This is a genomic window from Micromonospora sp. CNZ322 (genome assembly GCF_007827755.1).
On sequence record NZ_VITD01000007.1, the window covers coordinates 241785 to 266422 of the forward strand.

Consider the following 24638-nt stretch of genomic DNA (forward strand, 5'->3'; position numbering starts at 1 on the left):
GCATGAGCGACGAGGATCTGTGGCGGGTGCTGCGCGGCATCGCCGACATGCCGTACGGGGCGGGGCAGATTGCCGCGCTGGAGCAGCTGCTGCGCCGGGTGGACGCCGCCGACGACCGGCACCTCGCGTTCGTCACGCGGATGCAGGCCACCACCGGCTACATCTACGGCGGTGAGCCGGCCAAGTCCTTCGTGACCTTCTCCTGGTGTCTGTCCGAGTTCGACAGGGACCCGCAGCCCTACCATCAGCGCCACCTGCACCAGCTGCTGTGGCACTTCAAGTACATGGCGTCCGGCCTGCTGAAGTTCCCCGAGGTGCCACTGGACCGCACGTACGCGGTGCTGGACGACATGGAGCGGCGCTACCGGGCCGGCGGGCACAGCCTTCAGGCAGTGCACAAGCACCGGTTCCGGGTTGCCGAGCACGTGGGCGACGTCGAGGCCGCCGCGCACTGGTACCGGCTCTGGCAGACCACTCCTCGCGACGAACTCTCCGACTGCGCCGGCTGTGATCCGACGAGCCAGGTGAGCTACCTCGCCGACACCGGCCGGGACGCCGAGGCGGTGGCGCTGGCCGAGCCGGTGCTCGCCGGTCGGCTCACCTGCACCGAGCAGCCGCAGGCGATCCTCACCGCGCTGCTCCTGCCGTACCTGCGCACCGGGCGGGCCGAGGAGGCGCGGGACGCGCACCGGGAGGCGTACCGCCGGCTGCGCGGCAACCTCGCGGACCTGTGGGACATCGCGGACCACATCGAGTTCTGCACGCTGACCGGCAACGAGGCGCGGGCGGTCGAGCTGGTCGAGCGGCACCTGGACTGGCTGGACCGGCCGCCGTCGCCGGCCGCCGCCATGCACTTCGCGGCGGCGGCCTCCGCAGCGCTGCGTCAGGCCGGGCCGTCGACCGTGTACCGCCGGGTCGCCGAGGGCCGGCCGGCCGCCGAGGTGTCGGCGGCGTCGTTGGCGGACGAACTGGCCGAGACGGCGGCCGGTCTGGCCGACCGCTTCGACGCCCGTAACGGCACGAGCCAGCAGTCGGAGTGGATCGCTCGTCGGCTCGCCGCGCAGGCGAGCGGGGAGCATGTGCCGCTGTCGGCGAGCGTCCGTCGCCGCCCGACCCGCCCGCTCGCGGATCAGTCGGTCGTCGGGGCGGGCACACCAGCGTCGTCAGCCGACCGGGCCCGGCGAGTGCGAAGCGGCGGGGCTGAACCACAGGCCGTGACCCTGCCGGTCGACGCCGGCCCGGACGATCTGCTGGACCTCGCGGAGCAGAGCTGGGGTCGGCACGACCGGGCCACCTTCCGGGCGGCGCTGGTCGCCTTCGACGACCGGTTCGGCTCCGCCGAGCTGTCCGCCCGCACGTCCGCGCACCGGCTGGCGCTGCGCGCGTCGGAGCGTGGCGACGAGGACGACATCGATGGTGCGATCAAGCTGAATCGGGCGGCGGTGGAGCTGTACCGGGAGGCGGGCGAGGAGGTGGCCGCCCAGACGGTTGCCGGGCGGCTCGGCGTGTTGTTGACCCGGTCCGACGAGGAAACCGAGGAAGGCCTGCTGCTGGTCCGGGAGGCGGCCGAGGTCCTGGACCGGCTCGGCGACGCCCGGCAGCGGGCGGCCGGACACGACCGGGTGGCGTTGGCGCTGCTGCACCGCGAGCGTTGGGCGGACGCGCTCGCGGCGCTCGACCGGGTACCGGCCGACGCGGGCGGCGATCGGCACCTGGCGGCCCGGATCGCACTGCACCGGGGGCACCTGCTGGAGCAGGTGGACCGCGTCGACGAGGCCCGCGCCGCCGTCGACGAGGCACGCCGGATCGGCCGGGAGTTGGGTGTCGGCGAGGTGGTCACGGGCGCCGGCCTGGCGTACGCGCGGCTGGTCGACGATCCGGCGGACGCCGTGGCCGCCTGCGACGAGGCATTGGAGGCGGCACCGGCGGACGCGGAGCTGCCGGTCCGGGTCGCTCGCGCCCGGGCGTTGCTGGCGGCCGGCCGGGCCCCGGACGCGGTGGACGACTTCGTCGAGGCGGTGACGCTGTGCGTGGAGCGGGGCGCCGAGGGGGACGCGTTCCTGCGGTGGGAGCTGGCGAACGCGTACCGGATGGTGGGCCGGCTCGCCGAGGCCGCCGAGGTCGCCGAGGAGGCCGTGCTCGGTCTGGATCGGCTGGGCGCCCAGGCGGAGGCCGACCGCTGCCGGCACCTGCTGGCCGGCGTCTACGCCGGACTTGGTGAGATCGATCCCGCGTTGGCCCTGTTGGAGCAGTTGGCCAGCAACCTGGACGGACCGGACAACCTTCCGCACCGGGCGCAGGTGCTGGAGGAGGCCGGCGGGATCCTTTACGACGCCGACCGGGACGCGGCGGCGGGCGAGCGGTTCGCCGCGGCGGCTGAGGCGTACCGGCTCGGTGATCTGCCGCTGGACGAGCTGCGTGCTCGCCGACGGGAGACGTACGCCTGGTTCTGGGCCGACGACCGGGACGCGGCGTTGCGCGCCGTCGAAATGGTGGACGGGTTGGCGGCGAAGCTGGCCGGGCAGGCCGATCCGCCGGTGCTGTACGAGCTGGCGATGGCGGCCGAGGCCGGAGCGCGGGTGCTCACCGGGCAGGAGCGACTGGACGAGGCGCTGGGCCGGCTCACCGGGGTACCGGACCGGTTGCGCTCGATCGAGGCGTTCGGCGAGGCCGCCCAGGTGGAGGCCCTGATCGGTGAGCTGCTGCTGCGCCTGGACCGGCCGGCCGAGGCGGAACCGCTGCTGCGCCGCGTGCTCGGTGGGTTGCCGGCCGCTTCGCGGCAGGTCCGCCAGACGGCCTGGCTGCTGGCTAGGGCACTGGATCTGCTCGATCGACCCGCGGAAGCCGCCGCGCTGCGCGCGGAGCACGACCTGGACGAGGACGACTGACCTCGCCGGCCGCCCCTGGCCAGGTCAGGGGCGGCCAGGCCCGGGGCGGACGGAACTGACCGGCAACCATCGCGGGCTCCTCGCGGTCTAGGCTTGCCCGGTGACGGTGGAGCAGCAGGCACGGGGTGCGGCGGGTGCGGGCCGGCGCAGGTCCCGCAAGGACGAGATCCTGGAGATCGCGGTAGGTCTGTTCGCGGCGCGTGGTTATCACGGCGTGTCGATGGACGACATCGGCGCGGCCGCCGGGGTCACCGGTCCGGCGCTCTACCACCACTTCGCCGGCAAGGAAGCCATGCTGGCCGCCGCGCTGATTCCGGTCAGTGAGGGGTTGCTGGCCGGTGGGCGGGAACGCGCCGCCGGGCGCTCGGACGACCCGCGCGGCGTGCTGGAGTCGCTGATCGACTTCCACGTCGAGTTCGCCCTGGCCAACCCGGCGGTGATCGCGTTGCACCTGCACGAGCTGGACCGCCTGCCCGAGGAGCCACGGCGCCGGATTCGTCGCCTGCAACGGCTCTACGTCGAGGAGTGGGTGACAGTGCTCACCGCGCTGCACCCGGGGATGCCCGACGGTGAGGCGCGGGTGCTCGCGCACGCCGCGTTCGGCCTGATGAACTCGACGCCGTTCCTCGGTGGTGAGGTGGACCGGCGACGCCGGGCCGAGCTGCTGCGCGGCGCGACCCTGGCCGCGCTGCTCGCCTGAGCCGACTCGTCAGAACCGTGCCGGTCATGATTCCCTGACATCGTCCCACCATCCGGACGCCGGGAGGAAACATGATCGAGTCACTGCTGGTCGCCAATCGGGGCGAGATCGCCCGCCGGATCATCCGGACCGCCAAGCGGCTCGGCATCCGCGTGATCGCGGTGCACTCGGAGGCCGACGCCGACCTGCCGTTCGTCGCGGAGGCGGACGAGGCGGTCCTCATCGGCCCACCGAACCCGGCGCTGAGCTACCGCAACACCGAGGCGATCCTCGCCGCCGCGAAGTCGGCGGGCGCGCAGGCGATCCACCCCGGGTACGGCTTCCTGTCGGAGAACGCCGAGTTCGCCCGTACCGTCGAGGCGAGCGGCCTGATCTGGGTCGGACCCGACGCGGACGCGATCACCGCGATGGGCGACAAGATCAACGCCCGGAACCTGATGGCGGCGGCCGGTGTTCCGGTCGCACCGGGTACCACCGACCCGGCCGCCGACCTGGACGCTGCGGTGACGGCCGCGGCCGAGATCGGCTACCCGGTGATGGTCAAGGCCGCCGCCGGCGGTGGCGGCATGGGCATGGGCGTGGCCGTCGACGAGGCGGCGCTGCGCACCGAGTACGACAAGGTGCGCGCGTTCGCCGAGCGGATGTTCGGCGACGGTTCGGTGTTGATCGAGCGGTACTTTCCCCGGGTACGGCACGTCGAGGTGCAGATCCTCGGCCTGGCCGATGGCCGGGTGGTGGCGCTCGGCGAGCGGGAGTGCTCGGTGCAGCGGCGCAACCAGAAGCTGGTCGAGGAGTCCCCGTCGCCGGCGGTCTCACCGGAGCTGCGATCCCGGCTGCTGGCGGCGGCGGTGCGGGCCGGCGAGGCGGTCGGCTACCGCAACGCGGGCACTGTGGAGTGCCTGCTGGTCCCGCGTGAGCGGGACGCTGCTGGCACTGCTCCCGGCTCCGAAGACTTCTTCTTCCTGGAGATGAACACGCGGTTGCAGGTGGAGCACCCGGTGACCGAGTACGTCTACGGCATCGACCTGGTCGAGGAGCAGTTGCGGGTGGCCTCCGGGTTGGCGCCGACGTTCGACCCGGACGCGTTGACCCCGGGTGGGCACGCCATCGAGATGCGGATCAACGCGGAGGACCCGAAGCGCTTCCTGCCCGGCCCGGGTGTGATCAGGACGTGGGTGGAGCCGACGGGCGAGGGGGTCCGGGTGGACTCCGGCTACACCGAGGGCAACACCGTCACCCCGTTCTACGACAGCCTGCTGGCCAAGCTGATCGTCAGCGGCGCGACCCGCGACGAGGCGCTCGATCGCGCGAAGGCAGCCGTCGCGGCCTTCCAGATCGAGGGCCCGAAGAACAACGTTCCCTTCTTCGCCGAGCTGCTCACCAACGACGAGTTCCTCTCCGGCGCCTACGACACCGGCATCGTCTCCCGCATGCGCTGACCGCCCCCCGCCCACCCGCGGTGATCAAGAGGTTTGCGTCAGGATTTGCGCCGCGGATGACGCAAACCTCTTGATCAACAGTGGGGTGGCATGCTGGGAGGACCCCCTAAGCGCTGCTTTCGTCACAGTGAGGTGACCCCTTATGGCGGACCTGCCAGATTCCGTCTCGATCCGCGAGGTTGGGCCGCGGGACGGGTTGCAGAACGAGGACCCGATCCCGACCGACGCCAAGGTGCGGCTGCTCGACGCCCTCTCCGGCACCGGCGTACGCCGAATCGAGGCGGTGTCGTTCGTGCACCCCAAGGCGATCCCGCAGATGGCCGACGCCGACGAGGTGTGGCAGCGGGCGGTGAAGGCCGACGGGGTGCGGTACTCCGCGCTGGTGCCGAACACCCGAGGCGCCCAGCGGGCCCTCGCCGCCGGATTCACCGAGATCGAGGTGGTGGTCTCGGCCAGCGACACCCACAACCGGCGCAACGTCAACCGGTCCACGGACGAGTCGCTGGACGACATCGCCGAGCTGATCGACCTGCTGCACGGTGCGTCGGCGCGGGTCGAGGTGATCGTGGCGACCAGCTTCGGCTGCCCGTACGAGGGGGACATCGACCCGCAGCGGGTGGCCGGGATCGTGGACCGGGTGGTCCGCGACGGCGCGGACCGGGTCGCGTTCGGCGACACCACCGGCATGGGGACCCCACGTCGGGTCCGCGAGCTGCTGACCGCGGTACGCGACAGCAACGCGCACGTGCCGGTCCTGCTGCACTTCCACAACACCCGGGGTACGGCGCTGGCCAACCTGCTGACCGCGTTGGAGCTGGGGGTGACCGAGTTCGACGCCAGCGTCGGTGGCCTCGGTGGCTGCCCGTACGCGCCGGGAGCGAGCGGCAACCTGGCCACCGAGGAGGCCGTGCACATGCTGCACGACATGGGCATCGACACCGGCATCGACCTGCCGGCCCTGATCGAGGCGGCGGAGCTGGCCGAGGAGTTGCTCGGCAAGAAGCTGCCGTCCGGTGTGCTGCGGGCCGGCCCGCGTACCCGGCTGACGCCGCTGCCTGGCTGAAGGCGCGACGAAAGGGGCCGACGCACGCGCCGGCCCCTTCCACGTGCCAGGTCGATCAGCTCACTGAGGTGAGCGCGCTCGGCCAACTGTCGCGGAAGATGTCCGCGCTGCGGTCCGTGGCGCTGAACGTGCCGGCGAAGAGGTTGCTCACCCGGCTCGCCTCGGCGGAGCTCGGGTAGGCGTTGGTGCAGCTGGTGCCGGCGCTGCCGCCGGACATCAGCAGGGCGCAGTTTCCGTTGTAGTTGTCCGGCAGGCCGAGGATGTGCCCGATCTCGTGGGTCATGATCCGCAGCACGCTGTACTGGGCGGCCTGCTGGGTGTCGATGTAGACCCGGCCGTTGCCGAGGCTGGTCCGCTGGGCGTACGAGCCGCCGCCGGTGATCCGGTAGATGCGCAGGTTGGAGCCGCAGTTGGCGGAGAGCGTCAGGTTGACGGTGGCGTTGTTCCAGATCGAGGCGGCCTGGTTGGCGACGCTGGCGTAGCTTCCCGCCTGGCTGGTGTTGTAGCAGATGGTCATGGCGGCGGACGCGGGCGACGGGTTGGCGACCGTGATGCCGAGGGTGGCGAGTGTCGTCGCGAGCAACGCGACGGCGAGCCGGTTGAGTCGTGAGGTCATCGCTGACTCCGATCTGGGAGGAGGGGTGCCAGGAGCCTAGCGATATGTATTCACGTTTTTCAATGTCTTGCTCTCGGCTTCGCTGTCTGGTTCGCTCGTAGGTCGCCGACAACCGCGCCGATGCGCTAGCCTAACGATCGTTCAGGTCAGTATGGCGGAGGAGTCGGCGTGACGCTCGACGGTGAGGCACTGGAGCAGCTGCGCAAGCGGGCCCGGTCCGGCGGCGCGGACAAGTACCACGCGGCCAACGCGGCCAAGGGCAAGCTCTTCGCCCGTGAACGGGTCGCGCTCCTGGTCGACGAGGGCTCGTTCGTCGAGGACGGCCTCTACGCCAACGCGCTCGCCGAGGGGTTGCCCGCCGACGGCGTGGTGACCGGCACCGCCACGATCGATGGCCGACAGGTCTGCCTGATGGCCAACGACTCCACAGTCAAGGCCGGCAGCTGGGGCGCCCGCACCGTCGAGAAGATCATCAGGATCATCGAGCGGGCGTACGGCGCCGGCGTGCCGATGGTCTACCTGGTCGACTCGGCCGGCGCCCGGATCACCGACCAGGTCGATCTCTTCCCCGGTCGACGCGGCGCCGGCAAGATCTTCTGGAACCAGGTTCGCGCCTCCGGCTCGATCCCACAGGTCTGCGCGCTGTTCGGCCCGAGCGCCGCCGGTGGTGCGTACATCCCGGCGTTCTGCGACGTGGTGGCGCTGGTCGACGGCAACGCCAGCATGTACCTCGGCTCCGACCGGATGGTCGAAATGGTCACCGGCGAGAAGACCACCCTGGAGGCGATGGGCGGGGCGAAGGTGCACACCGCCGAATCCGGCGTGGGGCACTTCCTCTGCAAGACCGAGGCCGACGCGCTCGACGTCGTGAAGACCTACCTGTCGTACCTGCCGGCGAACTGGACGCAGGCGCCGCCGACCGCACCGGCGGTCGGCGCGTCCGCGAAGGCCGACCTGGCCGCGTTGGTGCCGGCCAGCGAGCGGCAGGCGTTCGACATGCGGCGGTACGTCAAGGGCCTGCTCGACGAGGGTTCGTTCTTCGAGATCCAGGCGCTCTGGGCGAAGGAGTTGACCATCGGCTTCGGCCGTCTCGACGGTCAGGTCGTCGGCGTGGTCGGCAACAACTCGATGTTCAAGGGCGGCGTGCTCTTCGTCGACTCGGCCGACAAGGCCACCCGGTTCGTGCAGCTCTGCGACGCGTTCAACGTGCCGCTGCTGTTCCTCAGCGACGTGCCCGGCTTCATGGTCGGCAGCGTGGTGGAGAAGCAGGGCATCATCCGGCACGGCGCCAAGATGATCACCGCGATCTCCGAGGCGACCGTGCCGAAGATCTGCGTGGTGGTCCGCAAGGCGTACGGCGCCGGTCTCTACGCGATGGCCGGCCCCGGGTTCGAGCCGGACGCCACGATCGCACTGCCGACCGCGAAGATCGCCGTGATGGGCGCCGAGGCTGCAGTGAACGCGGTCTACGCCAACAAGATCGCCGCGATTGCGGACGAGGACGAGCGGGCGGCCTTCGTCGCCGCCAAGCGGGCCGAGTACGAGCAGGACATCGACGTCGTCCGGCTGGCCAGTGAGCTGGTGGTGGACGCCATCGTCGAGCCGCACGACCTGCGCACCGAGCTGGTCCGTCGATTCGCGGCGGCGCGTACCAAGGATCGGCACTTCTCCCGCCGTCGGCACGGCGTCACCCCGGTCTGATCATCGACTCGGGCCCGCACAGCGACCCGCCCCCGGTGTCACGAGCGCCGAGGCGGACCGTCCTTACAGGAGGATGAGATGGACTTCCGGCTCACCGACGAACAAGCGGCGCTGCGCGAGAGCGTGCGGGAGTTCGCCCGCGAGGTGATCGCCCCGGTCATCGCCGAGCACTACGAGCAGCACACCTTCCCGTACGAGGTGATCCGGCAGATGGGCAAGATGGGCCTGTTCGGTCTGCCCTTCGCCGAGGAGCACGGCGGCATGGGCGGCGACTATTTCGCGCTCTGCCTGGCCCTGGAGGAGTTGGCCCGGGTCGACTCCAGCGTGGCCATCACGTTGGAGGCGGCGGTCTCACTGGGCGCGATGCCGATCTACCGCTTCGGCACCGAGGAGCAGAAGGCGACCTGGCTGCCCCGGCTGCTCAGCGGCGAGGCGCTGGCCGGCTTCGGTCTCACCGAGCCGGGCACCGGCTCGGACGCCGCCGGCACGCAGACCCGGGCGGTGCTGGACGGCGACGAGTGGGTGATCAACGGGTCGAAGGCGTTCATCACCAACTCGGGGACCGACATCACGGCCATGGTCACGGTCACCGCGGTGACCGGCACGAACCCGGACGGCTCCAAGGAGTTGTCGACGATCATCGTGCCGACCGGGACGCCCGGGTTCACCGTCGCGCCCGGCTACTCCAAGGTGGGCTGGACCGCCTCGGACACCCACGAGCTGACCTTCGATGACTGCCGGGTGCCGGCCGCCAACCTGCTCGGCGCGCGGGGTCGGGGTTTCGCGCAGTTTCTGCGGATCCTCGACGAGGGCCGGATCGCCATCGCCGCGCTCGCCGTCGGCCTCGCGCAGGGCTGTGTCGACGAGTCGATCAAGTACGCGAAGGAGCGGCACGCCTTCGGACAGCCGATCGGCGCCAACCAGGCCATCCAGTTCAAGATCGCCGACATGGAGCTGAAGGCACACACCGCTCGCCTGGCGTACTACGACGCCGCCACGCGGATGCTGGCCGGCGAGCCGTTCAAGCGGCAGGCCGCCATCGCCAAACTGCACGCCAGCACGATCGCTGTGGACAACGCCCGGGAGGCCACCCAGATCCACGGCGGGTACGGCTTCATGAACGAGTATCCGGTGGCCCGGTTCTGGCGTGACTCCAAGATCCTGGAGATCGGCGAGGGCACCAGTGAGGTGCAACGCATGATCATCGCCCGGGATCTGGGCCTCTGAGTGGCCCAGCCGAACTGATCGGCCGGTCGTCCCGGACGGACTGTCCGTACGGCTGTCGGGTTTCGGCGAGCGGGCGTCAGTAGCCCGACGTTCGACTGCCGACGGTCGGAGTCCATCCGTACTCTTCGTGCCCATGACTCCGGATCATGACTGGTCGCGGAGCCCGGCTGGACGTACCACTCTGCCGGAGCTGCTCCGCGGGCATCGACGCTCCGCCGGCCTCACCCAGGCCGAGCTGGCGTCCCGGGCCGGGGTGGGTGTGCGGACAGTGCGTGATCTGGAGCGTGGCCGGTCGATCCGGCCACAACGCACCACTGTCGAGCTGCTCGCCGGGGCGCTGGCGCTGACCGGCACCAGTCGGGCGGCGTTCCTGGCAGCGGCCCGCGGCGCCGGTGCCGAACCAGCCTCGCCGGACGCCACCTCGACGACGTTCGCGGTCGGCGGCAACGCCACGTCGGCGGCCGCACCCGCCGACCCGTCGGTCGCGCTCCCGCCGCCGGTCGCGTTGATCGGCCGGGAGCGCGACCTCACCGAGCTGGCCGGAATGCTGACCGCGGAGCGAGGACCCCGGTTGGTCAGCCTCGTCGGGTTGGCCGGCGTCGGCAAGACCGCCCTGGCGACGTCGGTGGCGCACCGGGTGGCCGCCGCTCACCCGGCCGGTGTCGCCGGGGTGCTGGTGGGCGAAGGCGCAGACGGTCCGGACGTGCTCGCCGCCTCGATGTCCATGCTCGGCGTGGCACGCCTGTCCGAACTCGTGGCGCTGCTCGCCGGGCGGCCGACGCTGCTGGTGATGGACGCGGTGGAGCGCGCCCCGGGCCCGGTGGCCGCGACAGTGCACCGGTTGCTCGGCGCACTGCCCTCGCTGCGGGTGCTGGTCACCGGGCGGCACCCGGTCGGGTTGCCCGGTGAGCGGGTCTGGCCGGTCGCACCGCTCGACGTGCCACCAGCGGAGGCCGAGCACTCCGGGCTCGAATCGTGGCCGGCGGTCGCGTTGTTCACCGCCCGGCTCGCTCAGGTCCGCCGCGAGCCACCCACCCCCGCTGAGCTGCCTGCGCTCGCCGCATTGGTGCGCCGGTTGGGTGGGCTGCCGTTGGCCATCGAGCTGATGGCCGCCCGGGGCCGTCTCCTCGACCTCACCGAACTGCTCGACCGGTACGGCGACCGGGTGCTCGACCTGGCCACTCCCGCCGACGCGTCCGCCCACCCGGCCTGGGACGCACCGGAGCCGCTCAGCAGCCGGACGAGCGGACCCGACACCCGTGCGGCGGTCTCGGTCGCCGTCACCCTGCGGGATGCGGTGGCGTTCAGCTACCGCCTGTTGGCGTCGGACGAACAGGCCGCGCTGCGGCAACTGGCCGTCTTCGGCAACCGGTGGTCGGTCGAGTTGGCCGAGGAGATGCTCGCCGACGAGGCCGACCGGGACGGCACTGTGGCGATCGACCCGGTTCCACTGTTGGACCGCTTCGTCGAGTTGGGACTGCTGAGCGTACGCGGAACCGGGTCGTTCCGGTTCCGGCTGCTCGACGCGGTCCGTGACTACGCCGTCGAGCAGGCGGCCGGTGCAGGTGAGCTGACCTGCATCCGCCGTCGACACGCGGAAGTCATCGCGCGCCTGGTGGCCCGTACCGCCACCGACCTGATCGGCCCACGGTTACCCGACGCGGTGCGCCGGCTGGACGAGATGAGCAGCGACATCAGCTCGTCGTTGGCCCACGCGGCTACCGACGACCCGTTGACCGCGCTGCGGCTGGCGGCCTGCCTGACCCGGTGGTGGCGGTTCCGCGGACGCGACGTCGTCGGGCGGCAGTGGTTACGGCGGCTGCTGGCGGACCCGCGGACCGCCGACGCCGATTCTCTTCTGCGTGCCTGGGCCGCCCTCGGGGTCGCCCGGCTCGCGGCGGAGCACGGCGCGGGCGCCGAGGAGTTGTCGACGGCCCGTGCGGCGTTGGACACCTTCCGGCAGGCTGGCGACGTCACCGGAGAGTTGGAGGCGCGAAACGTGCTCGGCACCCTGCTTATCTCCGTCGGGCTGCAGGACGAGGCTCGCGAGCAGGCCGAGGCGCTGCTGCGGTTGGCGGCCCGCAACGGGCGGACCCGGGACCTGGCGGTGGCCCAGAACAGCCTCGCCTGGCACGAGATCCGCGTGGGCGATCTGGCCGCCGCCCGCCGCCGGCTCGCCGCGGTGGACCGACTCGCCGCCGAGAGTGGGGAGCAGCGACTGCGGGTGCTGGGCTGGGCCAATCGAGCCGAGGTCGCCCGACTGGAGGGCTGGTACGCGGACGCCATCGATCGTGGCCGGCGGGCGATCGCGGCCCTGTCCGAGTTGGGTGATCCCGGGCGTCGCCGTCGGGTGCTCGGGACCGTCGGGCTGGCGCTCGCCCAGGACGGGCGAGCCGCTGAGGCGACCGAGGTGCTGACCGAGCTGCGCGCCGGGGGCGTGGAGGCGCTGCCGGCGCGACCGACCGTGCCGCGGCAGCGCTCGGACGACGCGGCGCTGGCCTGGGGTGGGCCGGAGGCCGGGCTCTGTGCGCTGATCGAGGGGAACCTGGCGCTGCACCGGGGCGACCGGGAGTTGGCTGCCGAGTGGTTCGCGGCCGCCGCCGACCATGCGGGGCAGGATCGCCGCGACGTGGTGGAGGCTTTGGTTGGGCTGGCGGCGAGCACTGCGGACCCGTCAGTGCTCGATCGACTGGACCGGGTCTGTGCGGACTGCGGCATCCGGCTGTTGCCGCAGGAGTCGGGCCTGCTCTACGCGCTGATCGCCGCCCGAGGCGGACCGGCTCAGTAGCCTGCGCTCTCCCCGAGCAGATCGCGACGGGAGAGTGGCGCGGGCGAAGAGCCCCCTTTGGTGCTACCCCTCGCTGATCGCCCGCGCCGTCACCCCCCGGTGATCCCCGGTGCGGGAAGCCTGCCACCGGCGCGGTGGCAGAAAGTCGGCTTGGACCGAATCCTCCAGCTTGGCTGGGTCATTTCTGCCGGTCTTTCTGCCGCTGCCGCCGCCCGACGGCGGGTGCTGATCAGTGCCGTCGGGTGGCGTTGTCGGTGGCGGCGACCTGCTCCGGACTGACGTCGACACTGCCGGCGGTGGCGCACGGATGCGCGGCGTCGCGGACCCGCCGCAACCCGTCGAGGAGGGCCGCCAGCGCCTCGGGGTCGAGCTGCCCGGTGAACCACTGCTCAATCATCTGCAGATGCCCGGGCAGCGTCTCGTTCAGGCGTTGCATCCCGGCGGCAGTGACCACCGCGTACGAGCTGCGTCGGTCATTCGGGCAGGCCCGGCGGGTGAGCAACCCGTCGCGCTCCATTCGGTCCACCACACGGGTCACTCCGCTGGTCGACAGGGAGGTCTGTGCGGCGAGGTCGGTCATGCGTAGTTGGTTGCCCGGCGAGCGGGCCAGTCGGGTGATGACCTCGAACTCGACCGCGGAGAGGCCGTGCTCCTCGAGTTGGGCGTTGAACCGGGCTGACAGCCCGGCGTGTGCCTCGAAGAGCAGGCCGACGGCGGTGATCCGGGGATCGTCGAAGACGTTGGTCACCCGTTCATCATACCAGTGCTTGACACGGGGAATGTTGTTGAGGTTATATTTGCTCAAGCAGTCGTTGGGCTACTAAACAATCTCCTGGAGGACAGCAGCATGACCAGCAGCATCGATGCGGTTACCCGCGACTGGGACGGCCTCACGATCCCGGCGGCCGGCACCTACGCGCTCGACGTGGCGCACAAGCGGGTCGGCTTCGTTGCCCGGCACATGATGGTGAGCAAGGTTCGCGGTGAGTTCAACGAGGCGACCGCCACCATCACCGTCGCCGAGGACCCGCTGCAGTCGTCGGTCGTCGCCACCATTCAGGCCGCCAGCGTCGACACCACCCAGGCCGACCGGGACGCGCACCTGCGCAGCCCCGAGTTCCTGGACGCCGAGAAGTTCCCGACGCTCGAATTCCGCAGCACCGGGGTCAAGTCCCGCCGCGGCGGCGAGTTCGTGCTCACCGGTGAGCTGACCATCAAGGACGTCACCCGCCCGGTCGAGCTGGAGGTGGAGTTCGAGGGTGTCGGCCGCAGCCCGTTCGGCCAGGACATCTTCGGCTTCTCCGCGAGCACCGAGATCGACCGCGAGGAGTTCGGCCTGACCTGGAACGTCGCCCTGGAGACCGGGGGCGTGCTGGTCAGCCGCAAGATCAAGATCGAGATCGAGGGCGAGGCCGTCCGTCAGGCCTGATCCCCGAGGATCGCCGGAGGGCAGGGGGAATCCTCCCGGCGATCCGGTACGCAGGGCCCGCGCCGCACGTCGGCGCGGGCCCTGCGTCGTTCCCACTGGTGGTAATTGTCACGGCTTGTTCGCACCGCAATCGGGTCCAGCCGGTCGACGACGGGGTACAGATGGCGCCACGAGCGCGTCCGCCCCGGTCGACGTCGGATCACCGTCGTCGGCCTCTGGCCCCGGTCAGGTGGGCGCTCTTACCGTGGATGCTTCACAAAGCGCTTCCGGGACGGCAGGATCCCGACCGCGCCGGCTGTCGGGAGGACACATGGGCAGGGACGTCTCAGAGGGCGCCTTCACCCGGGATGATCGCGTCCGATATCGGCAGAAGGTGCGGCGATGCCTGGACGTCTTCGCCCTGATGCTGGACGACTTCGGCTTCGACGCCGACCGGCCGATGACCGGCCTGGAGATCGAACTCAACCTGGTCGACTCGGCCGCCGAGCCGGCGATGCGCAACGAGGAGATCCTCGCCGACATCGCGGACCCCCTCTTCCAGACCGAGTTGGGGCAGTTCAACCTGGAACTCAACGCCGAGCCCCGACTGATCGAGGGCACCGGCTTCGCCGACTACGAGCACGACCTGCGGGGCAGCCTCTCCCGGGCCGACGAGCGTGCCGCCAGGTCCGACGCGAAGATCGTCCTGGTCGGTATCCTGCCCACCCTCACCGAGGGGCACCTGGTCGAGGACAACCTCTCCACCAACGAGCGTTACCGGGTGCTCAACGACCAGATCGTCGGCGCCCGAGGCGAGGACATCGAGCTGGACATTCGCGGCGTCGAGCAGTTGCGCACGCACACCGACTCGATCGCCCCGGAGGCCGCCTGCACGAGCCTCCAGTTCCACCTCCAGGTCGCCCCGGACAGCTTCGCCGACTACTGGAACGCGTCCCAGGCCATCGCCGGGGTGCAGGTGGCGGTCGGGGCGAACAGCCCTTTCCTGTACGGCCGCCAACTGTGGGCCGAAACGCGGATCGCCCTGTTCCAGCAGGCCACCGACACCCGCCCGGACGAGCTGAAGGCCCAGGGCGTACGGCCACGGGTGTGGTTCGGCGAACGGTGGATCACCTCGATCTTCGACCTGTTCGAGGAGAACGTGCGGTACTTCCCGCCGCTGCTGCCAATCTGCGAGGACGAGGACCCGGTGGAGGTCCTGCACGCCGGCGGTGTGCCACAGCTCGGGGAGCTGCGGCTGCACAACGGCACCGTCTACCGGTGGAACCGTCCGGTGTACGACATCATGAACGGCCGCCCCCACCTGCGCGTGGAGAACCGGGTGCTGCCGGCTGGCCCGACGGTGGTGGACATGCTGGCCAACGCGGCCTTCTACTTCGGGCTGGTACGCGGTCTGGCCGAGGCCGACCGCCCGATCTGGAGTCAACTCACCTTCAGCTCCGCCGAGGAGAACTTCCACGCCGCCGCCCGACGTGGCCTCGACGCCGTGCTGCACTGGCCCGGGCTCGGCGACGTGCCGGTCACCAAGCTGGTCCTGGACCAACTGCTGCCCACCGCCGCCACCGGGCTGGACGGGTTCGGTGTCGCCCCGGCGCAGCGGGACCGGCTGCTCGGCATCATCGAGCAGCGCTGCCGTACCGGCCGCAACGGCGCCGCGTGGCAGACCGAGGCGGTGTGGGCGGCGGAGCGGCACCACGGCATGGACCGGACGGCCGCGCTACACCACATGGTCCAGCGCTACGCCGAACTCCAGCGCACCAACCAACCCGTCCACACCTGGCCAACCACCTGACCCCCCGCCTCGAACGCGTTGATCATGAAGTTATTGCCATGACACGCCGAGCGAGGTGGCAATAACTTCATGATCAACAGGGTGGGTCGGGGGCGCAGGGTGGGTTGGGGGCCCAGGGTGGGTCGGGGGTTAGTCGGTGGTGGGGCGGGTGGTGCGGCGAGCTGCTCGGGTGCGCCGGCTGGTGGGGGTCAGGTCCTCTGCCGCCGTTGCTTCGGTGGGACGGCCGGCGGGATCCGCGAGGTCCGGGTCCGTACGCGGGGCGGGAACCTGCGGTACGGCGGTGGCATCGCCCGGCAGCGAGCCCGTCCGAGGTGTCTGCGGGGGGGCGTCGGCCCTTCTGCGACGCGCTGAGGTTCCGGCCGTCGAGGCCGTGGAGCCGGCCGTCGAGGCCGTGGAGCCGGCCGTCGAGGCTGCGGTTTCGGCCGTCGAGCCGGAGACCGGCGGCGCGGGCTCGCTCTCGGCAATCGGGGCCGGGTCGGCCACCGTGTCCCGAGCCACCGCACTCAGCTCGGCCGAGCGGCTCTGTCCGGCCGGGCGGTTCCGTTCGCTTCGCTCGCCGAGGCGGGCGGCCAGCACCGAGCCGCCGATACCGGCGATCACCGCGTACGGGGCGATCAGCTGGGTGGACAGCTGCGCGGGGCCCAGCGTCGACCAGTGCGGCAGGGTGGTCAGGTAGGCGAGCGCGACGAGCACCGGGCCCGCCGCGCCGGAAGCCGCCGCACCCACGCGGTGCCCGCCCGAGCGGGCGGACCGCCGGGCGGCCAGTACGCCGATCAGCAGCGCGGGCACCAGTGCCAGCAGCGCACCGGGCCAGTAGAGCTGGCCCCCGATCCAGTACCGGGCGTGGTCCGGGTCGAACTGCCAGGTGCCGAGTTGCGCGCCGGTCAGCCCTCGTCCGACGCGTACCCCGTCGATCACGGAGATCACCGCGAGCAGCCAGAGCCAGGCGGCCGTGGCGGTCACGTTGACAGCGGCGGCTCGGGAGCGAAGCGCCCAGATCGCGACGAGGACGCCGATCAGGATGCCCAGCGTCGCCTGTACGGCGGCCGTCCGTTGCGGGGCGCCGGTGTCCGCGCCGGTCGCGACCCGCGCGGGTACCGCGATCAACAGCACCGTGACCAGCCCGCCCAGCCCGGCGCCAAGCGCCAGGGTCACCCGGCGCAGCAGGCCACCTCGGTCGTGGACCGGCGGCTCGGCCACCGGTGGTGGCGTGTCTACCGTCTCCGGCCGGTCGGTGTCGACGGCCGGTGGAGGCCCGTCGACTGGGCTCTCGTACGCCGACCTCCGATCGTCGAGCTGCGGGCCCTCGTGGCGGGCAACACCGGCGGGCGACGTTTCCGGAGAGATCACGCTCTTCGCCGGGACGTTCCGTTGGTGCAGCCGCTGCGCGCAGACCGCGCCGAGGACCGTCGAGCTGGCGGCGAGCCACGTGGCCCAGGCGAGGCCGTCCGCCCAGGCTGTATCGGTCGCACCGGCATCGGTGGGCGTCCAGGTGATGACGCCGAGCCCGTAGCCGAAGCCCAGCTGTGCGGCACCCGCGCCGGCAGCGACCCCGATCGCCGTCGCGATCGACACTCCCCAGCCCTGTCTGGCCATGCCGGGCAGCGTAACGTCCCGTCGTCGGCGCGGCGAGTCGCAACGACCCGCCGGTATGGACCGCCGGTGCGGCGGATTGGGCGGCGGGCGGTACGGTCGCCGGTGATGAGGCGGTGGGCGTTATGACGGATACGAACACGGGCCAGCAGGGTGCCGCCGGTGGCGGTGCGGGCCGGGCCAGCGTCGTGCTCGGTGGTGGGTTGGCGGCGGTGCTGCTCGCCGCGGTGGGCGCGACCGGCGGCTGGTTGCTGGCCGGCGAGGACGACGCACCCTCTGGTGATCCAGTGGCCGTCGCGACCACGGCTGGCACGCCGACCAGCCGGAGCACCGCACCCCGACCGAGCAGCGGCCGACCGGCACCGTCGGCGGTCCAGACCTCCGCCACCTCGACCAAGGGGGCCGGCCTGACCGTGCCGCCGGTGATCGGCACCGACTTCGAGCAGGCCCGGGAGACGCTGCGCAAGCAGCGGCTGGGTTGGCGGCTGGTCTTCGGTGGCGGCGTCGGCCGTACGGTCGAGGGCACCACACCGGACGTGGGCACCGAGGTCGCCCGGGGGACGACTGTGCAGCTACAGGTCGCCGGGCCGGCGCCGGCCGCCGAGGTGCCGGACGTGGTCGGCAAGAGTTGCGCCGATGCCGCCGACGAGTTGGTCGACGAGGGCCTCTACCCGCGCTACGTCAGCGGACGCACTGGGAAGGTCAACCGGCAGGAGCCCGCCGAGGACGGCCCGGCCCGGTGGAACGACCAGGTCAGCATCTGGTGTGGGGCGGATTCTGGCGACCAGCCGACCACAAGACCCACGCCCTGATTCCGGGCCGGCGGGTCGGGTCTCCCGGCGGGTACCCGCCGCTCTGCCTCGACAGCAGCCGGCGCGGCTCGGCACGCTGATCCCCACTGATAGCGGCGTAGGCGACTAGGTTGGCGGTCGAGGGCCGTGACGCCCGTCCGGGTTCGGGAAGGGACGTGCGATGAGCGACGACCGCCAGGAGCCGCCCGCCGGCGAGCACGACGACGACCGGACCCGGCCCCTGCCCTCCGCCGCTGATCGGCCGGCCCCGACCGGGCCCGCCGCCGACCGCCCGGCCCCGCCCGGCCCCGCCGTCGACGGCCCGGAGCCGACGCAGCCGACGCCAGCCGCCGCCGACGAGACGGCACCGATCGACCGGACTGTCCCGGCTCGTCCCGACCAGTCGCCCGACCAGACCATGCCGATCGACCGGTCCGCCGGCACCCGGCCGGGTCCGCCGGCCGACCGCACGGCGCCGATACCACCGGCGTGGTCCGGTCGGGCCGAGGTGCGCTCGCCCCGACCGGATGACGCCGGCGGTGAGTGGTACGTCGAGGAGCAGGGTGGTCGGCGGTGGTGGTTGCCGATCCTGTGGGGCGTACTGGCGCTGTTGCTCGCTGCCCTGCTCGGGGGCGCGCTCTGGTTGGTGCGCTCCCAGCAGGATGACGACCCGGACGATCCGGGGTCCACCCCGTCCGGGCCGCCGACCAGTGCCCCCAGCACCCCGCCGACCAGCGCAGCCCCCACGTCGGCGGCGCCCACCAGCGAGTCGCCGAGCAGTTCGCCGACGACGGACGCGCCGGACGAGCTGCCGGTGCCACCGCTCGCCGGCCTGCCGCAGGCCACCGCCGAGGGGCTGTTGGCTCGGCTCGGCCTGGCCTACCGGGTGGTGTACCGCCCGTCGGAGCTGCCACCGGGGACGGTGGTGGGAACCGAGCCGGAGGCGGGCACGTCGGTGTCGACCGACGACGAGGTGTTGTTGATCATCTCGCAGGCCGAGCCGCCGACCGGGGCGAGCCCGACCACGCTGAGCCCCACTGTGACGAGCACGCCGTGACCGCTGGTCACCACATCCGGCGGCGGGTGCCGACGAGGCCGATGCCGGCCAGCGAGATGGCGAGGCCGAAGACGCCGGACCAGAAGAGGGAGCGGCGGATGTCCGTGGCGCTGTGCCCGGCCGGGGCGGCTTCGGTGATTTCCTGACGGCCGTCGGACTGGCCGCCGGCACCAAGGCCGGACACCGGCCCGGTCGGGTCGGCGCCACCAGCGTGGTCGGCCGGGGAGTCGGTGTCGATCCAGCCGGGTTCCTCGTAGACCGACTGACCGTCGCCCGTCGGCGGGTCGGAGTCGAGCACGGTGATCTCCGGTGCGGGCACCGGTGCGGTCAGCCGGGTGGACGACATCGCCGGGTCGCGGACGAGGACCAGGAGTGTCGCCATCGCCCCGAGGAGGGCGAGGAGTCCGAAGGCATAGGCGATACGGGAGCGGTGGTGCCGCCGCAGGGCGGGCTGATTGACCATGACCATCCCAGGGTCAGGGTCCTGGACGAGCGGGTGGAACGGTGCCGGGGTGGGCGTACCGATTCTATGGCGACGGCACGCCCACCGGCGGCGGTTCGGGCCGGTCAGCCCACCCGGAGCGGGGTACGCGCGACCGGGCGGCGGGCCCGCACGGTGTGTGGGCGGGGTTCGGGGGCGGCCTGCAGTTGCTGCAGCCCTTCCCGCTGGACGAAGATCGACCGTCGGGTGACCGCGTCACCCGCGGCGTTCAACTCGTAGCCGTCGAGCCAGAGCCAGCCGTCATAGGTCGGCCAGTCGAGCACCCGGATCACCCGGAACTTGATCGGCCTGAGGAACTGGACACTCGCCGCGCGTGTCACGTGCAGTACGTCACCGGTGCGGGGAAGCACATGGGCTCCTGGGGAGGATCGGCCGGCGGTTGCGCCGGCGGTGCCTGAACGGGGGACGTCTCGGCCGGTGACGGGGTCGTGCCTCGTGAACCGGTGGTGCGGATGGCGGTGGTCGGGCCGTACCTCGCTGGTGACGTGCCGCCACCCGACCACCACCCGGTTGCTTCCGGGAACGCGCCCGCCGCCGCAGCTTGCCGGCTTGCAGCGGCGGGGTCCTTACCCCGGAGCAGGTCGCGTTGTCGTCGGCCGGGCCCGCGCCGTGCCCGGTTTCCGCAGAGCGGTGGGGTCACCACTCCGAGGGACCGAACGGAGACGCTGAGTGATCCGTGCCATACGGACAGACTGCATCAGGGACGTGCTTGATGCAAGTTGCACGTCGACTTTTGCCGATACGTGAGCGTGTCGCGCGAAAGGCCTATTGAAGCCATCCGCGTCCGGGCGGCAGACTGGGGGCCGGTTTCGCCCGTCGCGGCCGGCCGAGGACCGGCACCATCCCCTTCGTCGCGAACGCTCGCCGGTCGACGGTCGCGCCCCCGGCGGGTGTCACCCAGTGGCGCGTTACCGGAGGTAGCCCGAGTGGGGTCGAGCAGCCAGCGGCGGGGACCAGTGACTCACGGGTTGCGCGATGAGTGAGCGGCGCAGTCCCACCATCAGACGGCGGCGGCTCGGAGCCGAGCTGCGCCGCCAGCGGGAGTCCGCCGGGATCACCATCGAGGTGGTCGCCGAACAGTTGGAGTGCTCGGCGTCGAAGGTCTCCCGGATCGAGACCGGGCACACCACTGCCACACCACGCGACGTGCGGGACATGCTGCGGATCTACGGGGTGGTGGGCGCCGAGAGCGACGAGCTCGTGCAGATCGCCCGGGAGGCCCGCCAGAAGGGCTGGTGGCACCCCTACAGCACGGTGCTCGTCGGCGCGTACGTCGGGCTGGAGGCGGCGGCCAGTTCGATCCGGGCGTACGAACAGCAGGTCGTTCCGGGTCTTCTGGAGACCGAGGAGTACGCCGGGGCCATGATCCGTGCCGCTCGGCCGGACTTCACCGCCGATCAGGTGCATCAAAGAGTGCGTGTCCGTTTGGGCCGTCAGTCGTTATTGACCCAGGACGATCCGGTCGATCTGTGGGTGGTGCTCGATGAGGCGGTGGTAAGTCGGCCGGTGGGCGGGGACGAGGTGATGCGCGGTCAACTCAAGCGGTTGGTTGAGGTGGCCGAGTTGCCGAACGTGACGCTGCAGATCCTGCCCTTCGAGGTGGGTGCGCATGCCGGCATGGACGGCACGTTCACGATCCTCAGCTTCCCTGAGCCCGGTGATCCGGATGTTGTGTACGCGGAGAACGCCACGGGTGGGCTCTTCCTCGAGAAGAGCGACGAACTACAGAAGTACAGCTTCATCTTCGATCACATCCGCGCTGCGGCCATACGTCCGGAGGAGTCCGTCGCACACATCGCAAAACTGGCAGAGGAGCCGTTGTGGAAATGGCGACCAAAGGGTTCCCCGTGGACCTGACGCAGGCAGCATGGTTCAAGAGCTCGAAGAGCGGGCCGAACTGTGACAACTGCGTGGAGGTGGCGTACGTGACGGGGGCGGTCGGAGTGCGGGACTCGAAGGACAAGGCGGGCCCCGCCCTGGTCTTCGCACCGGGTGACTGGCACTCCTTCGTTGCCGGCACCCGGGGTGGTGTGTTCGGCGCGGTCTGACCGACTGGTCATTGGAGTCCCCGTCCGGTTCGCCGGACGGGGACTCTGTCGTGTCCGCAGTAGGCGCGGCTGACGGTCGCGCCGCGGCCGGGGCGGCGAGGTTCCGTCGGGATTCCCGTCGCCAGAGCGTCCCCGTCTCGTTGAACCGGTCGGTACGGCGCTGGTCGACGACCCGCCGCACCGACCCGCAACCGAGCGAGTAGGCGAGACGGATGACGACGATCGGTTCAGACAACCTCACCACCGGTCCGGCCAAGCCGGAGCGGTTCGGTGGCAAGTACCGCGGCGCTCGTCGGGACACGGTTCTGACCGAGGTGGTCTCGACCGACCAGGAGTTGAGCGGGCGGGAGGGTGCTTCCGAGACGACGGATCCTCCGCTCTCGCTGCCCTCACTGGACCCGAACCCGCTGATCGAGCCGTCGTTCCCGCCGACGGGCTGGCCGATGGAGCCGCCCCAGTCCCTGGCTGACCACCCGTTGCTGCGTGGTCTGCTGATGGAGTTGCCGCCGAAGGGCACAGTGCCCTCGCAGGACTGGCTGGACCGCTGGTTCGAGGCGACCAGGTCGATCCTGGAGCTGCTATACGTGCAGAGCGCCGGCCGCCCGCGCTGATCCTGCGACGGAGGGCTGGGCCCGCTCCGCGAAGCGGTTGTGGCGCAGCGCGTGCCGGACCCCGATGGCGATCACCGCGAGCGCGCCCACGGTGATCGCCGGCCCGGTGACGCCGGGGTCGGCTCCGAGGTCGGCGCCGGCAGCGGCGATCAACGCCGGCACCGTGGCAAGGGCGGTGACCTGGAGTGGCAGCCCGACGAGCGGGTGGGCCGCGGCGGCGCGCAGCCCGTGCGGCGCGGGGGTGGCGGGGGCACTGGCGAACGCGCCCGCACCGGCCCACAGCCGGCGGATCCGTCGTACCGAGCAGACCGTCGCCACGAGCGCCGGGCCTGCGGCCACTGTGAGCCCGGCGGCGGCCCGGTCGACCGGCGCGGTGCCGGCGCTGAGCAGCCCGCCGCCGAGTACGGCCGCGGTGAGCGCCACGCCGGTGAGGGCCAGCAACAGCAACCATCCGGTACGCCGACGCAGCATGCGGGTGTTGCGCAGCCGGGGAAGGCCGTCGGCAACGACGCCGGCGGCCAGCCAGACGGCGGCGACCGGGAGCAGGATGGTGAGCTGACTCTCCATGTTCGAGAGTCTTTCCCGAATCCTGGCGAGGCGAATCCGGGCGTGTCCCCCGTTCGCCCCGGACGCCGGGCCCGTAGGGGGGTCATCACTCGAAGGTATGGCCGTTTCGACATGTTCAACTGCCCGACGCCTGACTTACCCTCAGCTAGATCGGCGAGTGTCGATTGATGTTGGGACCGGTGGTCACGTTCCACTGCCGGTCAGAGGGAGGTAGGAAATGGGTCTTCCACGAAGGTCCGTACTGATCGGGGTGGCCGCGGCGACCGTGCTCGCCGTCGGTACCCCAGCCCTGGCCGCGGAACCCGTGGGTGTGGTTCGGGCCGCCGGCGGAGCCACCGCCGTGCCGGACAGCTACATCGTCGTACTCAAGGACAGCGCCGTGGCCCGGGACCGGGTCGGCGACACCGCGAAGCGGCTCTCCGGCCGCCACGGCGGCACGGTGGCCCGCACCTACGGTGCGGCGCTGCGCGGCTTCGAGGTCACTGTGAACGCGAGCGCGGCGGCGCGGATCGCGGCCGACCCGGCGGTGGCGTACGTCGAGCAGAACCACACCGTCTCGATCTCCGGCACGCAGGCCAACCCGCCCTCCTGGGGCCTCGACCGGATCGACCAGCGCAACCGACCGTTGGACAGCTCCTACACCTACCCGAACACGGCGAGCAACGTGCACGCCTACATCATCGACACCGGCATCCGGTTCTCCCACAACGACTTCGGCGGCCGGGCCACCTCCGGCTACGACGCGGTGGACGGCGGGTCGGCCGACGACTGCAACGGGCACGGCACGCACGTGGCCGGCACAGTCGGCGGGTCCGCGTACGGGGTGGCCAAGGGCGTCCAACTCGTCGGCGTACGGGTGCTGAACTGCTCCGGCAGTGGCACCAACGCGGGTGTGATCGGCGGCGTCGACTGGGTCACCGCGAACGCGATCAAGCCGGCGGTGGCGAACATGAGCCTCGGCGGCGGCGCGAACAGCTCACTGGACAACGCCGTCCGCAACTCGATCGCCTCGGGTGTCACGTACGGCCTGGCGGCCGGCAACGACAACGGCGCGAACGCCTGCAATACCTCGCCGGCGCGTACCACGGAAGCCATCACGGTGGGCTCGACGACCAACACGGACGCCCGGTCGTCGTTCTCCAACGTCGGCACCTGCCTGGACATCTTCGCGCCCGGCTCGTCGATCACCTCGGCCTGGTACAACAGCAACACCGCTACCAACACCATCAGCGGCACCTCGATGGCCACCCCGCACGTGGTCGGAGCGGCGGCCCTGGTGGCCAGCGCCAACCCGAGCTGGACCCCGGCTCAGGTCCGCAACCAACTGGTGGCCAACGCCACCCCCAACGTGGTGAGCAACCCCGGCTCGGGCTCGCCGAACCTGTTGCTCTACGTGGGCACCGGCAGCACCCCGCCGCCGCCCACCGGCTGCACCGGCACCAACGGCACCGACGTGTCGATCCCGGACGCCGGCTCGGCGGTGACCAGCTCGATCACCATCTCCGGCTGCGGTCGCAACGCCTCCTCGGCCTCCACCGTGGCGGTGAACATCGTGCACACCTACCGCGGTGACCTGGTCATCGACCTGCTCGCCCCAGACGGCAGCTCGTACCGGCTGAAGAACAGCAGCACCTCGGACAGCGCCGACAACGTGAACGCCACGTACACGGCCAACGTTTCCGGTGAGGCCGCCGACGGCATCTGGCGGCTCCAGGTGCGGGACACCTACTCGGCCGACACCGGCTACATCAACACCTGGACCCTGACCGTCTGACCGGTCTTCCACGACCGAGGCCCCACCCGGCACGCCGGGTGGGGCCTCGCGTCGT

The 24638-nt window shown here is 71.5% G+C and carries 21 protein-coding genes; 15 read left to right on the plus strand and 6 right to left on the minus strand.

Features of this window, described 5'->3' with window-relative positions; all coding sequences use genetic code 11:
• The first annotated feature begins 2 nt into the window (after positions 1-2).
• The 4 genes from FB453_RS18895 to FB453_RS18910 all read left to right on the plus strand — a co-directional run bounded on the left by FB453_RS18895 (position 3) and on the right by FB453_RS18910 (position 6090).
• Positions 3-2888: a hypothetical protein gene (locus tag FB453_RS18895; RefSeq protein ID WP_145791961.1), complete on the plus strand. Its 2886-nt coding sequence runs from the start codon at positions 3-5 to the stop codon at positions 2886-2888.
• 100 nt (positions 2889-2988) lie between these two features.
• Positions 2989-3588 carry a TetR/AcrR family transcriptional regulator gene (locus tag FB453_RS18900; protein WP_030331931.1) on the plus strand — a complete coding sequence of 200 codons (600 nt, stop codon included), beginning with the start codon at positions 2989-2991 and terminating at the stop codon, positions 3586-3588.
• Positions 3589-3659: 71 nt separating this feature from the next.
• Entirely contained in the window at positions 3660-5027 is a 1368-nt protein-coding gene (locus FB453_RS18905; RefSeq protein ID WP_145791963.1) for an ATP-binding protein, read from the plus strand.
• A gap of 142 nt (positions 5028-5169) precedes the next feature.
• The gene (locus FB453_RS18910) at positions 5170-6090 is read left to right on the plus strand and encodes a hydroxymethylglutaryl-CoA lyase (RefSeq protein ID WP_145791965.1); all 921 of its coding nucleotides are present in this window, start codon (positions 5170-5172) and stop codon (positions 6088-6090) included.
• Between the two features lie 55 nt (positions 6091-6145).
• On the opposite strand, the gene FB453_RS18915 is transcribed toward FB453_RS18910, so the two are convergent.
• Complete coding sequence (locus tag FB453_RS18915) at positions 6146-6706, minus strand: snapalysin family zinc-dependent metalloprotease (RefSeq protein ID WP_112583964.1); 561 nt, start codon at positions 6704-6706, stop codon at positions 6146-6148.
• A 168-nt stretch (positions 6707-6874) separates the two neighbouring features.
• Between FB453_RS18915 and FB453_RS18920 the strand changes: the two genes are divergently transcribed.
• The 3 genes from FB453_RS18920 to FB453_RS18930 all read left to right on the plus strand — a co-directional run bounded on the left by FB453_RS18920 (position 6875) and on the right by FB453_RS18930 (position 12422).
• Entirely contained in the window at positions 6875-8407 is a 1533-nt protein-coding gene (locus FB453_RS18920; protein WP_145791968.1) for an acyl-CoA carboxylase subunit beta, read from the plus strand.
• Between the two features lie 78 nt (positions 8408-8485).
• Complete coding sequence (locus FB453_RS18925) at positions 8486-9634, plus strand: acyl-CoA dehydrogenase family protein (protein ID WP_145791970.1); 1149 nt, start codon at positions 8486-8488, stop codon at positions 9632-9634.
• A 133-nt stretch (positions 9635-9767) separates the two neighbouring features.
• On the plus strand, positions 9768-12422 hold the full coding sequence (locus FB453_RS18930; RefSeq protein ID WP_145791972.1) for a helix-turn-helix domain-containing protein: 2655 nt from the start codon (positions 9768-9770) through the stop codon (positions 12420-12422).
• Positions 12423-12651: 229 nt separating this feature from the next.
• Here FB453_RS18930 and FB453_RS18935 read toward each other — a convergent pair whose 3' ends face one another.
• The gene (locus FB453_RS18935; protein WP_145791975.1) at positions 12652-13170 is read right to left on the minus strand and encodes a MarR family transcriptional regulator; all 519 of its coding nucleotides are present in this window, start codon (positions 13168-13170) and stop codon (positions 12652-12654) included.
• A 99-nt stretch (positions 13171-13269) separates the two neighbouring features.
• Between FB453_RS18935 and FB453_RS18940 the strand changes: the two genes are divergently transcribed.
• Together FB453_RS18940 and FB453_RS18945 are read left to right on the plus strand one after the other, a co-directional pair.
• A complete protein-coding gene (locus FB453_RS18940) occupies positions 13270-13851 on the plus strand; it encodes a YceI family protein (RefSeq protein WP_091396394.1) in 582 nt (193 codons plus the stop codon).
• A 310-nt stretch (positions 13852-14161) separates the two neighbouring features.
• Positions 14162-15640, plus strand: a complete 1479-nt coding sequence (locus FB453_RS18945) for a glutamate-cysteine ligase family protein (RefSeq protein WP_112583970.1) — start codon at positions 14162-14164, stop codon at positions 15638-15640.
• A gap of 129 nt (positions 15641-15769) precedes the next feature.
• Here the strand turns inward: FB453_RS18945 and FB453_RS18950 are convergent, their stop codons facing one another.
• Positions 15770-17236: a hypothetical protein gene (locus FB453_RS18950; protein ID WP_486480333.1), complete on the minus strand. Its 1467-nt coding sequence runs from the start codon at positions 17234-17236 to the stop codon at positions 15770-15772.
• A gap of 122 nt (positions 17237-17358) precedes the next feature.
• Between FB453_RS18950 and FB453_RS18955 the strand changes: the two genes are divergently transcribed.
• Together FB453_RS18955 and FB453_RS18960 are read left to right on the plus strand one after the other, a co-directional pair.
• A complete protein-coding gene (locus FB453_RS18955; protein ID WP_145791977.1) occupies positions 17359-18045 on the plus strand; it encodes a PASTA domain-containing protein in 687 nt (228 codons plus the stop codon).
• Positions 18046-18205: 160 nt separating this feature from the next.
• A complete protein-coding gene (locus FB453_RS18960) occupies positions 18206-19081 on the plus strand; it encodes a PASTA domain-containing protein (protein WP_145791980.1) in 876 nt (291 codons plus the stop codon).
• 7 nt (positions 19082-19088) lie between these two features.
• On the opposite strand, the gene FB453_RS18965 is transcribed toward FB453_RS18960, so the two are convergent.
• Together FB453_RS18965 and FB453_RS18970 are read right to left on the minus strand one after the other, a co-directional pair.
• On the minus strand, positions 19089-19550 hold the full coding sequence (locus tag FB453_RS18965) for a hypothetical protein (RefSeq protein WP_145791983.1): 462 nt from the start codon (positions 19548-19550) through the stop codon (positions 19089-19091).
• 98 nt (positions 19551-19648) lie between these two features.
• A complete protein-coding gene (locus FB453_RS18970) occupies positions 19649-19933 on the minus strand; it encodes a hypothetical protein (RefSeq protein ID WP_091396374.1) in 285 nt (94 codons plus the stop codon).
• A 625-nt stretch (positions 19934-20558) separates the two neighbouring features.
• On the opposite strand from FB453_RS18970, the gene FB453_RS18975 reads away from it, so the two are divergent.
• The 3 genes from FB453_RS18975 (at position 20559) to FB453_RS18985 (ending at position 22242) form a co-directional block, all read left to right on the plus strand.
• Positions 20559-21440 (plus strand): helix-turn-helix domain-containing protein, encoded by an 882-nt coding sequence (locus tag FB453_RS18975; RefSeq protein ID WP_091396372.1) that lies wholly within the window; start codon positions 20559-20561, stop codon positions 21438-21440.
• Complete coding sequence (locus tag FB453_RS18980) at positions 21410-21631, plus strand: DUF397 domain-containing protein (protein ID WP_091396369.1); 222 nt, start codon at positions 21410-21412, stop codon at positions 21629-21631. Before FB453_RS18975 ends, FB453_RS18980 begins: the two co-directional genes overlap by 31 nt.
• Positions 21632-21843: 212 nt before the next feature.
• The gene (locus FB453_RS18985; RefSeq protein WP_112583975.1) at positions 21844-22242 is read left to right on the plus strand and encodes a hypothetical protein; all 399 of its coding nucleotides are present in this window, start codon (positions 21844-21846) and stop codon (positions 22240-22242) included.
• Here FB453_RS18985 and FB453_RS18990 read toward each other — a convergent pair.
• Positions 22210-22809, minus strand: a complete 600-nt coding sequence (locus FB453_RS18990) for a hypothetical protein (RefSeq protein ID WP_145791985.1) — start codon at positions 22807-22809, stop codon at positions 22210-22212. The genes FB453_RS18985 and FB453_RS18990 overlap by 33 nt on opposite strands.
• A gap of 217 nt (positions 22810-23026) precedes the next feature.
• Between FB453_RS18990 and FB453_RS18995 the strand changes: the two genes are divergently transcribed.
• A complete protein-coding gene (locus FB453_RS18995; RefSeq protein WP_145791988.1) occupies positions 23027-24583 on the plus strand; it encodes a S8 family peptidase in 1557 nt (518 codons plus the stop codon).
• Positions 24584-24638 lie beyond the last annotated feature (55 nt).

What these genes read in the sequence shown, in the direction of transcription:
- FB453_RS18895 (WP_145791961.1), top strand. Translation starts at nt 3, where the DNA reads ATGAGCGACGAGGATCTGTGGCGGGTGCTGCGCGGCATCGCCGACATG.
- FB453_RS18905 (WP_145791963.1), top strand. Translation starts at nt 3,660, where the DNA reads ATGATCGAGTCACTGCTGGTCGCCAATCGGGGCGAGATCGCCCGCCGG.
- FB453_RS18910 (WP_145791965.1), top strand. Translation starts at nt 5,170, where the DNA reads ATGGCGGACCTGCCAGATTCCGTCTCGATCCGCGAGGTTGGGCCGCGG.
- FB453_RS18915 (WP_112583964.1), bottom strand. Translation starts at nt 6,706, where the DNA reads ATGACCTCACGACTCAACCGGCTCGCCGTCGCGTTGCTCGCGACGACA.
- FB453_RS18925 (WP_145791970.1), top strand. Translation starts at nt 8,486, where the DNA reads ATGGACTTCCGGCTCACCGACGAACAAGCGGCGCTGCGCGAGAGCGTG.
- FB453_RS18930 (WP_145791972.1), top strand. Translation starts at nt 9,768, where the DNA reads ATGACTCCGGATCATGACTGGTCGCGGAGCCCGGCTGGACGTACCACT.
- FB453_RS18940 (WP_091396394.1), top strand. Translation starts at nt 13,270, where the DNA reads ATGACCAGCAGCATCGATGCGGTTACCCGCGACTGGGACGGCCTCACG.
- FB453_RS18945 (WP_112583970.1), top strand. Translation starts at nt 14,162, where the DNA reads ATGGGCAGGGACGTCTCAGAGGGCGCCTTCACCCGGGATGATCGCGTC.
- FB453_RS18950 (WP_486480333.1), bottom strand. Translation starts at nt 17,236, where the DNA reads ATGGCCAGACAGGGCTGGGGAGTGTCGATCGCGACGGCGATCGGGGTC.
- FB453_RS18955 (WP_145791977.1), top strand. Translation starts at nt 17,359, where the DNA reads ATGACGGATACGAACACGGGCCAGCAGGGTGCCGCCGGTGGCGGTGCG.
- FB453_RS18960 (WP_145791980.1), top strand. Translation starts at nt 18,206, where the DNA reads ATGAGCGACGACCGCCAGGAGCCGCCCGCCGGCGAGCACGACGACGAC.
- FB453_RS18965 (WP_145791983.1), bottom strand. Translation starts at nt 19,550, where the DNA reads ATGGTCATGGTCAATCAGCCCGCCCTGCGGCGGCACCACCGCTCCCGT.
- FB453_RS18975 (WP_091396372.1), top strand. Translation starts at nt 20,559, where the DNA reads ATGAGTGAGCGGCGCAGTCCCACCATCAGACGGCGGCGGCTCGGAGCC.
- FB453_RS18980 (WP_091396369.1), top strand. Translation starts at nt 21,410, where the DNA reads ATGGCGACCAAAGGGTTCCCCGTGGACCTGACGCAGGCAGCATGGTTC.
- FB453_RS18985 (WP_112583975.1), top strand. Translation starts at nt 21,844, where the DNA reads ATGACGACGATCGGTTCAGACAACCTCACCACCGGTCCGGCCAAGCCG.
- FB453_RS18990 (WP_145791985.1), bottom strand. Translation starts at nt 22,809, where the DNA reads ATGGAGAGTCAGCTCACCATCCTGCTCCCGGTCGCCGCCGTCTGGCTG.
- FB453_RS18995 (WP_145791988.1), top strand. Translation starts at nt 23,027, where the DNA reads ATGGGTCTTCCACGAAGGTCCGTACTGATCGGGGTGGCCGCGGCGACC.